This window comes from Pseudomonas sp. GW821-FHT09C10 (assembly GCF_059418085.1).
Genome location: NZ_JBWKPE010000019.1, coordinates 121,773 through 131,719 on the forward strand (window position 1 = coordinate 121,773; position 9,947 = coordinate 131,719).

Annotated in this window: 8 protein-coding genes; 3 read left to right on the plus strand and 5 right to left on the minus strand. The window is 62.4% G+C overall.

Translation table 11 applies throughout. The annotated features are described in order from the left end of the window. Positions 1–115 precede the first annotated feature (115 nt). The 5 genes from hslU to AC07OT_RS28380 all read right to left on the minus strand — a co-directional run bounded on the left by hslU (position 116) and on the right by AC07OT_RS28380 (position 7,047). Positions 116–1,453 (minus strand): ATP-dependent protease ATPase subunit HslU, encoded by a 1,338-nt coding sequence (gene hslU, locus AC07OT_RS28360; protein ID WP_065940783.1) that lies wholly within the window; start codon positions 1,451–1,453, stop codon positions 116–118. Between the two features lie 37 nt (positions 1,454–1,490). Beyond that, positions 1,491–2,021: an ATP-dependent protease subunit HslV gene (gene hslV / locus AC07OT_RS28365; RefSeq protein ID WP_010563201.1), complete on the minus strand. Its 531-nt coding sequence runs from the start codon at positions 2,019–2,021 to the stop codon at positions 1,491–1,493. A gap of 256 nt (positions 2,022–2,277) precedes the next feature. Beyond that, positions 2,278–2,979 carry an SPOR domain-containing protein gene (locus AC07OT_RS28370; protein WP_027605014.1) on the minus strand — a complete coding sequence of 234 codons (702 nt, stop codon included), beginning with the start codon at positions 2,977–2,979 and terminating at the stop codon, positions 2,278–2,280. Between the two features lies 1 nt (position 2,980). Next, entirely contained in the window at positions 2,981–4,717 is a 1,737-nt protein-coding gene (gene argS, locus AC07OT_RS28375) for an arginine--tRNA ligase (protein ID WP_027605013.1), read from the minus strand. A gap of 110 nt (positions 4,718–4,827) precedes the next feature. After that, entirely contained in the window at positions 4,828–7,047 is a 2,220-nt protein-coding gene (locus AC07OT_RS28380; RefSeq protein WP_495109624.1) for a primosomal protein N', read from the minus strand. Between the two features lie 230 nt (positions 7,048–7,277). Here AC07OT_RS28380 and rpmE point away from each other — a divergent pair, with 230 nt between their 5' ends. The 3 genes from rpmE to AC07OT_RS28395 all read left to right on the plus strand — a co-directional run bounded on the left by rpmE (position 7,278) and on the right by AC07OT_RS28395 (position 9,782). Beyond that, a complete protein-coding gene (gene rpmE / locus AC07OT_RS28385; RefSeq protein ID WP_005784030.1) occupies positions 7,278–7,511 on the plus strand; it encodes a 50S ribosomal protein L31 in 234 nt (77 codons plus the stop codon). Between the two features lie 14 nt (positions 7,512–7,525). Further along, positions 7,526–8,332, plus strand: coding sequence for a thermonuclease family protein (locus AC07OT_RS28390; protein ID WP_495109625.1), 807 nt, complete (start codon positions 7,526–7,528; stop codon positions 8,330–8,332). Positions 8,333–8,513: 181 nt separating this feature from the next. Next, positions 8,514–9,782, plus strand: a complete 1,269-nt coding sequence (locus AC07OT_RS28395) for a malic enzyme-like NAD(P)-binding protein (RefSeq protein WP_027605010.1) — start codon at positions 8,514–8,516, stop codon at positions 9,780–9,782. Positions 9,783–9,947 lie beyond the last annotated feature (165 nt).

Here is a 9,947-nt window from a genome sequence, read left to right on the forward strand (position 1 = left end):
TGGGAGGGGGCTTGCCCCCGATTGCAGTGGGTCAGCTATAGATAAGCTGACTGATCCACCGCTATCGGGGGCAAGCCCCCTCCCACATTTGAAGCAAAGCAGTTCTGTGTGAGGCTTACAGAATATACCGCGATAAGTCCTCGTTCTGCGCCAATTCGCCCAAGTGGCTGTTGACGTAGTCGGCGTCGATCTTGATCGCTACGCCATTCTGCGCTCCCGCCATGTCGCCGGCGCTGAAGGACACTTCCTCAAGCAGGCGCTCAAGCAAGGTGTGCAGGCGGCGCGCACCGATGTTCTCGGTCTTCTCGTTGACCTGCCAGGCAATCTCCGCCAGGCGCTTGATACCGTCCGGCAGGAACTCGATGCCCAGCCCTTCGGTTTTCAGCAGCTCACGGTACTGCTCGGTGAGCGACGCATGGGGTTCGCTGAGGATGCGCTCGAAGTCGCCGGGGGTCAGCGCCTTCAGCTCTACGCGAATCGGCAGGCGGCCTTGCAGCTCGGGCACCAGGTCGCTTGGCTTGCTCAGGTGGAACGCACCCGACGCGATAAACAGGATGTGGTCGGTCTTGACCATGCCCAGCTTGGTATTGACGGTGCAGCCTTCGATCAGCGGCAGCAGGTCGCGCTGCACACCTTCGCGCGATACATCGACGCCGCCGGCGTTGCCGCGCTTGGCCACCTTGTCGATCTCGTCGATAAACACGATGCCGTGCTGCTCAACCGCTTCCAGGGCCTTGGCCTTGAGTTCTTCCTCGTTCACCAGGCGCCCGGCTTCCTCGTCGCGCACCAGTTTCAGTGCTTCCTTCACCTTGAGCTTGCGGCTTTTCTTCTTGCCCTTGCCCATGTTGGCGAACAGGTTCTGCAACTGGCTGGTCATTTCTTCCATGCCAGGCGGTGCGGAGATGTCGACGCCAGAGACTTCAGCGACTTCGATCTCGATTTCCTTGTCGTCCAACTGGCCTTCACGCAGGCGCTTGCGGAACAGCTGGCGGGTGTTGGAATCCGAGGCCGGTGCGGCGTCTTCGTTGAAGCCCATGCGCGCCGGTGGCAGCAGGGCGTCGAGGATGCGTTCTTCGGCGGCGTCTTCGGCACGGTGGCTGACCTTGGTCATTTCCTGTTCGCGCAGCAGTTTCAGGGCAGCGTCGGCCAGATCACGAATGATCGACTCGACATCGCGGCCCACATAGCCGACTTCGGTGAACTTGGTCGCTTCGACCTTGATGAACGGTGCGTTGGCCAGTTTGGCCAGGCGTCGCGCGATCTCGGTTTTACCGACGCCGGTCGGGCCGATCATCAGGATGTTCTTCGGTGTTACTTCAACGCGCAATTCTTCGGGCAGTTGCATCCGGCGCCAACGGTTACGCAGCGCGATGGCAACCGCGCGCTTGGCATCGTCCTGGCCGATGATATGGCGATTGAGTTCATGGACGATTTCGCGGGGAGTCATGGACATAGTGTTTGGCGGCCTCAAGCGGGAATAAGCCTACGGCTTACTCGGCGAGGTCCTGCTCCTCAATGGTGAAGTTGTGGTTGGTGAACACGCAGATATCGCCGGCAATGCCCAGGGCGGTCTCGACGATTTCGCGGGCCGACAGGTCGGTTTTCTTCAACAGTGCGCTGGCTGCGGCTTGTGCATACCCGCCGCCGGAGCCCATGGCGATCAGGCCATGTTCAGGTTCAACCACATCGCCGTTACCGGTGATGATCAGGGACGCATCTTTGTTGGCGACGGCCAGCATGGCTTCCAGGCGGCTGAGGGAACGGTCGGTGCGCCATTCTTTGGCGAGTTCGACAGCGGCACGTACGAGGTGGCCCTGGTGTTTTTCCAGCTGGCCTTCGAAACGCTCGAAGAGGGTGAAGGCGTCGGCGGTGGCGCCGGCAAAACCGGCGAGGACCTGGCCGTGATACAGGCGACGCACTTTTTTCGCATTGCCTTTCATCACGGTATTGCCCAGGGAAACCTGGCCGTCGCCGCCCATGACGACTTTGCCGTGGCGACGTACTGAAACGATGGTGGTCAAGGGAGAGTCTCCACGCAGCGGGGCGAAAATGCCCTGATGGAAACTCATATGGGGGTGGCGGGGGGGATTTCAACCATGGGGTTTATGGCGGACGAGTGGTGTTTATCGGTCTGACACCCATTTCAGAGCGCTGCAATACCAAATGTGGGAGGGGGCTTGCCCCCGATAGCGGTAGATCAGTCAATATTTTCGGCGACTGATACACCGCCATCGGGGGCAAGCCCCCTCCCACATTTTTATCGAAGTTGAGCCAGAATCATCGGCTCTGGCGCTGTTGTAACAACAGGTTGCTAAACCCGGCCCCGGCCAATTGCTTCTGCGCCACGGTCAGCTGTTCGCGGTTGCTGAACGGCCCCACCAGCACGCGATACCAGGTCGCGTCCTTCACCGTGCCGGACTCCACCGTCACCGTCTGGCCCAACAGAATGATCTGCGCACGCACGCGATCCGCATCGGCCTGCTTCGGGAACGAGCCTGCCTGCAGGAAGAACTTGGTCACCGGCGCGGCCTTGGTTTCGGCAACCGGTGGTGCTGGCGGCGGAGTAATCCCGGCCAACGCTGCCTGGGCCCGCGCCGTGTCGATTTTCGCCGCTTCCGCAGGGGTGACGGGCGTGGTCGGCACTTGCGGCGTCGGCAGGGTTTTCTCCGGCACGGCGTCAGGCGGCACGATCACTTCCGATTCCGGCAGCAGCGTATAGAAGTCGTACTTCGGCTTTACCGGTGCCGTCGGGCTCGGTGCAGTCTTGTTGGCTTCGGCCATTTTCGTGGCCTTCTGCTGCTCCTGCTTGACCCGTTTGACGTCATCGCCCTGGCCTGGATCCAGCTTCATCAGGAACACGATAAACGCGCCGACCGTGAGGCCGATGGCCATCCACAACCAGCCTGGGATTGGCTTCTTCGCCGGGGCCTGGTAACGGCTGGCGCCGCGCTTGGGTGCAGGTTTTTTCTTGGCAGCCAACTTACATACGCTCCAGAGTTTCCAGGCCCAACAGTTCCAGGCCTTGCTTGAGGGTCCGTCCAGCCAGTGCGGCGAGGCGCAGGCGGCTTTGCTTCTGAGCTTCGTCGTCGGCGGTGAGGATCGGGCAGTTCTCGTAGAAGCTGGAGAACAACCCGGCGACTTCGTACAGGTAGGTGCACAGGATATGCGGTGTGCCTTTCTCGCCGACGCTGTTCAGCACTTCGCCGAATTGGGCGAGCTTGGCGGCCAGCTCCTGTTCATGGGGCGCGTCCAGCACGATGCGGCCTTCGACTTCGCTGAAGTCCTTGCCCAGCTTGCGGAACACACCGGCCACGCGGGTGTAGGCGTACAGCAGGTACGGCGCGGTGTTGCCCTCGAAGTTGAGCATCAGTTCGAAGTTGAAGCTGTAGTCGCTGGTGCGGTGCTTGGACAGGTCGGCGTATTTCACCGCGCCAATCCCCACCACGCGGGCGATGTTGCGCAGGTCGGCCTCGGCCAGCTCCGGGTTCTTTTCCTTCACCAGGTTGTAGGCGCGGTCCTGGGCTTCGTTGAGCAGGTCGATCAGCTTGACGGTGCCGCCGTCGCGGGTCTTGAACGGGCGGCCATCGGCGCCGTTCATGGTGCCGAAGCCCATGTGCTCCATGTGCATCGGATGGGTGACGAAACCGGCGCGACGTGCCACTTCGAACACCTGCTGGAAGTGCAGGGCTTGGCGCTGGTCGACGAAATACAGCGCACGGTCGGCCTTGAGCACGCCGCTGCGGTAGCGCACGGCCGCGAGGTCGGTGGTGGCGTAGAGGTAGCCGCCATCGGCCTTGACGATGATCACCGGCAGCGGCTCGCCGTCGGCGGTCTTGAATTCTTCGAGGAACACGCACTGCGCGCCGTTGCTCTCGACCAGCAGGCCCTTGGCCTTGAGGTCGTTGACCACGTTGATCAGGTCGTCGTTGTAGGCGCTTTCGCCCATTACATCGGCCATGGTCAGCTTGACGTTGAGCAGCTCGTAGATTTCCTGGCAGTGGGACAGCGAGATCTCGCGGAAGCGGCCCCACAGTTCCAGGCATTCCTTGTCCCCGGCTTGCAGCTTGACCACTAGCCCGCGGGCGCGGTCGGCGAATTCTTCGGATTCGTCGAAACGCTTCTTGGCGGCGCGGTAGAAGTTCTCCAGGTCCGACAGCTCGTTGCTGGTGATCGGGTTTTCCTGCAGATAGGCCATCAGCATGCCGAACTGAGTGCCCCAGTCGCCTACGTGGTTCTGGCGGATCACGGTGTCGCCGAGAAACTCCAGGACCCGGGCCACGCCGTCGCCGATGATGGTCGAGCGCAGGTGACCGACATGCATCTCCTTGGCCAGGTTGGGCGCCGACAGGTCGATGGCCACGCGCTGAGCCGGGCCGGCCTTGCGCACGCCGATCCTGGCGTCGGCCAGTGCCGCATCCAGGCGTGAAGCCAGGGCCTGGGTGTTCTGGAAGAAGTTGATAAAGCCCGGGCCGGCGATTTCGGCCTTGGTAACGCTCTCGTCGGCAGGCAGCGCGGCGATGATTTTTTCCGCCAGGTCGCGCGGCTTCATGCCGGCCGGCTTGGACAGCATCATCGCGATGTTGCTGGCGAAGTCGCCGTGGGTCTTGTCGCGAGTGTTTTCCACCTGGATCGCCGGCGTCAGGCCTTCAGGCAACACACCTTCGTTGACGAGTTGGGTGAGGGCTTGTTGGATCAGCTGGCGAATGGTGTCTTTCATGGTGTTCTCTTTCGACCGCAAGCGGCGGCGCGCGATGCGCAGGTGGAAAAACTGGGCATTATCCGTGGCGAGGGCAGGCTTGCCAACCTTCGCGGGACCTATGGCCAGGCTTAATACAAATCTACCGGGTCTACATCCAACGACCATCGCACCTGGCGGCCACTGGGCATTTGCTCCAGCGCAAGTAACCAGCTACTTAATAGCCGATGCAGCGGTGCGCGGGACGTGGCCTGCAAGAGTAGCTGGGCACGATAACGCCCGGCACGACGCTCCATGGGCGCGGGTACCGGGCCGAGCAGTTCGATGCCGCTCAGCCCCAGCTCGCCGAGCAAGCGTTCGGCGGCGCTGCAGGCTTCATCCAGAAAACCCTCCGCCTGCCCCGGTTTATGGGCTTCGGCGCGCAACAGCGCGAGGTGCGCAAAGGGCGGCAGGCCGGCGGAGCGGCGTTCGCTCAGCGCCTGTTCGGCGAAGGCAAAGTAGCCTTGTTCGGTCAGTTGAATCAGCAACGGATGGTCGGCCAGGTGGGTCTGGATAATCACCTTGCCCGGCTCCTCGGCGCGCCCGGCACGCCCGGCGACCTGCACGATCAGCTGCGCCATGCGCTCGCTGGCGCGGAAGTCGCCGGAAAACAGGCCGCCGTCGGCATCCAGGATCGACACCAGGGTCACCCGGGGGAAGTGATGCCCTTTGGCGAGCATCTGTGTGCCCACGAGGATGCACGGCTGGCCCTTCTGGATGGTGGCGAACAGCTGGTTCATCGCGTCCTTGCGCGAGGTGCTGTCGCGGTCGACCCGCAAAACCGGGTAGTCCGGGAACAGAATGCCCAGGCGCTCCTCGGCGCGCTCGGTGCCTGCACCCACCGGACGCAGGTCGACCTTGCCGCACTGTGGGCAATGGCGCGGTACACGCTCCACATGGCCGCAATGGTGGCAACGCAGTTCGCCATGGCGCTGGTGCACGGTCATGCGCGCATCGCAACGCTCGCACTCGGACATCCAGCCGCAGTCATGGCACAGCAGCGTCGGCGCAAAGCCCCGGCGGTTGAGAAACACCAAGACCTGCTGGCCGGCTGCCAGGGTCTGGCCGATGGCTTGTTGCATCGGCCCGGAAATGCCGCTGTCCAGCGGCCGGCTTTTTACGTCCAGGCGCAGGAAGCGGGGTTGCTTGGCGCCGCCGGCGCGCTCGTTCAGGCGCAGCAGCCCGTAACGACCGGTGTAGGCATTGTGCAGGCTTTCCAGGGAGGGTGTGGCCGAGCCCAGCACAATCGGGATGTCTTCCTGGCGCGCGCGCACCAGCGCCAGGTCGCGGGCGTGGTAGCGCAGGCCTTCCTGCTGTTTATAGGAGCCGTCGTGCTCCTCGTCGATGATGATCAGCCCGGGATTTTTCATCGGCGTGAACAGCGCCGAGCGGGTGCCGATAATAATGTCGGCTTCGCCATCCCGCGCCGCCAGCCACGACTCCAGGCGTTCACGGTCATTGACCGCCGAGTGCACCAGGGCGATGCGCGCGTTGAAACGCTGTTCGAAGCGCGCCAGGGTTTGCGGGCCCAGGTTGATCTCGGGGATCAGCACCAATGCCTGCTTGCCGGCCTGCAGGGTTTCGCGGATCAGTTGCAAATAGACTTCGGTCTTGCCGCTGCCGGTGACGCCCGCCAGCAGGAACGCATGGAAGCTGTCGAAACCTGCGCGAATCGCTTCATAGGCGGCGCGTTGTTCAGGGTTCAGCGGCAGTTCGGGCTGGGCCAGCCAGTGTTCGTGGCGCGGGTCAGGGGCGTGCCTGCGGATTTCCACCTGCACCAAGCCCTTGGCCAGCAACAGCTCGAGGCTGTCCTTGCTCAGCATCAGCTTGCTCAATAGCTGATGGGCGACGCCATGGGGGTGCTGGGCCAGGGTTGCCAGGGCTTCACGCTGGCGCGGGGCGCGGGCGATGCGCGGGTCGTCAAGGCGCGCGCCGGGCACCGTCGACCAGAAGCGCTCCTGGCGCGTTTCGGCCAGTTCGCCCTGGCGCAACAGCACCGGCAGTGCCCAGCTCAGCGTGTCACCGAGGCTGTGCTGGTAATACTGGGCGGTCCACAGGCACAGCTTGAACAGCGCGGGCGGCAACGGCGGCGTGGCATCGAGCATGGCGATGGCCGGCTTGAGCTTCTCGGCCGGCACTTCACTGTGGTCGGCGACTTCCACCAGGATGCCGATCATCTCCCGACGGCCAAACGGCACGCGCACGCGCATGCCCGGCTGCAACTGCGCTCGCAGCACACCGGCCGGGGCCCGGTAGTCGAACAGGCGGCGCAGGGGCGAGGGCAGGGCTAGGCGCAAAATGGCGTCGGGCACGCGAGAGGTCTCATCTATAAAGGCAGGCGGTGGCGCAGGGGCGGGAGCCTAGCAGACCGGGGGAGGCTTGGGGTAGCCGCCAGTTTTCTGATGAAAGGTGCTTTTATGTTGACACGCGATGGGTGTCGCCGCTTGCGCGTTTAAAAAGGTCTGGTAGAATCCGCGGCCTAATTACGTGCGGTATTCGACAATAGTGTCGAGTGGCGGCACGCTAGCCCGAGGAAGTCACCATGAAAGCCGATATCCATCCAGCGTACGAAACCATCGAAGTAACCTGCAGCTGCGGCAACAAGTTCGAAACTCGCTCGAACCTGTGCAAGCCACTGGGTACTGACGTATGCAACGAGTGCCACCCGTTCTACACCGGTAAGCAGAAAACTCTGGACACCGGCGGCCGTGTACAGCGCTTCGCAGATCGCTTTGGTGCTTTCGGCAAGAAGCCTGCTGCTACTCCAGCAGAGTAAGGCTCAAAAGCCTTATGGGCTTTTGCCAGCTGTTGAAAAAGGCGTCCCTTGCGGGCGCCTTTTTTGTGCCTGCGATTTGGGTGACGGCCGTGCAGGCCGAGGTATTCTGCCCCGCGCCGGCGGCCCTGGCCCGCGTGGACGTGCAGCGGGTGGTGGATGGCGATACGGTACGCCTCAAGGATGGCCGCAGTGTGCGGATGATCGGTATCAATGCTCCGGAAACCGGCAAGAAGGGGCGCGCCGACGAGCCTTTCGCGGTCGCCGCGCGCCAACGCTTGCAGGGGTTGGTGGATGCCAGCGGTGGTCGTGTCGGCCTGGTGCCGGGGCGTGAGCGCAAGGATCATTACGGTCGCACCCTGGCCCACCTCTATGGTGCCGACGGCGAGAACCTGGAGGCGCAACTGTTGGCCGAGGGCCTGGGATTCCAGGTCGGCGTGGCGCCGAATGTCGATCTCGTCACCTGTCAGCAGGCGGCTGAAAACAGCGCCCGTAACGCGCGCCTGGGCCTGTGGCGCCAATCGCCGGTACAGTCTGTGGTGCAGCTCAAACGCTCCGGGTTTGCCGTGGTCAGTGGCCGGGTCAGCCAGGTAAAGCGCAATCGCGGCGGTATCTGGATTGAAATGCAGGGATCACTGGTATTACGCGTCTCGCCTGCTCTGGTCAGTCAGTTCGATGCTGCCGGGCTTAATGGTCTGCAAGGCCGCACTGTTGAGGCGCGGGGCTGGGTACAGGATCGCTCGCGACGCGGCGGGCTGAAAAAAGGTCAGGCGCGCTGGCTTCTGCCGTTGACCGATCCAAGTATGCTCAAATCGACGCACTGAGAAAAAATTGTAGACATTTTTTAAGTCGATTGTGAACAGTTGAGCCCTTGTATCCCGTGGCTCTTGGCCGAAAGTCTTAGTGCAGGGCCCTTGACACCTGTGACTGCCCAGTCTTGTAGGGACTTTACGACACGAGTATCCTCGGCGGTCCGTCGACCAACAGTAAAAGCGGAATGCCGATATGTCTGATTTGAAAACTGCCGCTCTCGAATATCATGCCCATCCTCGTCCAGGAAAGCTGAGTGTAGAGCTCACCAAAGCCACCGCCACCGCCCGCGACCTGTCGCTGGCCTACAGCCCTGGCGTGGCCGAGCCCGTACGTGAAATCGCCCGCGACCCCGAACTGGCGTACAAGTACACCGGCAAAGGCAACCTGGTTGCAGTGATTTCCGATGGCACCGCGATTCTCGGCCTGGGTAACCTCGGCCCACTGGCCTCCAAGCCAGTCATGGAAGGTAAGGGCGTGCTGTTCAAGCGCTTCGCCGGCATCGACGTTTTCGATATCGAAGTCGACTCCGAGAGCCCGCAGGCTTTCATCGACACGGTCAAGCGCATTTCCATCACCTTCGGTGGCATCAACCTGGAAGACATCAAGGCACCTGAGTGCTTCGAGATCGAAAAGGCCCTGATCGAGCAGTGCGACATTCCGGTATTCCACGATGATCAGCACGGCACCGCGATCGTCACCGCGGCCGGCATGATCAACGCCCTGGAAATCGCCGGCAAGACCCTGGCTGACGCCAAGATCGTCTGCCTGGGCGCCGGCGCTGCGGCCATCTCCTGCATGAAGCTGATCGTCAGCATGGGCGCCAAGCTGGAAAACATCTATATGGTCGACAGCAAGGGCGTGATCCAGTCCGAGCGTACCGACCTGAACCAGTACAAGGCGATGTTTGCCCACCCGTCCTCCAAGCGCACCCTGGCTGACGCCCTGAACGGTGCCGACGTGTTCGTCGGCCTGTCCGGCCCGAACCTGCTGAGCGCTGAAGGCCTGAAGTCCATGGCGGCCAACCCGATCGTGTTCGCCTGCTCCAACCCTGATCCTGAAATCGCCCCGGAACTGGCCCACGCCACCCGTGACGACGTGATCATGGCCACCGGTCGTTCGGACTACCCGAACCAGGTCAACAACGTATTGGGCTTCCCGTTCATCTTCCGTGGTGCCCTGGACGTTCGCGCCAAGCGCATCAACGAAGAGATGAAAGTGGCTGCCGCCAACGCCCTGCGTGAACTGGCCAAGCTGCCGGTGCCTCAGGACGTGTGCGACGCCTACGGTGGCGCCAAGCTGGAATTCGGTCGTGAGTACATCATCCCGAAACCAATGGATAAGCGCCTGATCACCCTGATCTCCGATGCCGTGGCCAAGGCCGCGATCGAGACCGGTGTGGCCACCCTGCCGTATCCGAAAAACTACCCGCTGCAAAGCGTGGATGATGTGTTCAACGGCTAAGCCGTTGTAGCGCACCAACAAAAAGCCCCGGCTCTCGCGAGTCGGGGCTTTTTGTTGGGGTGGCGATTAACTTGTGCCCTGTGGAGATCAAATGTGGGAGGGGGCTTGCCCCGGTACAAACCGGGGACATCGTTTACATTTCTAACCGGGGACATGGTTTACAGG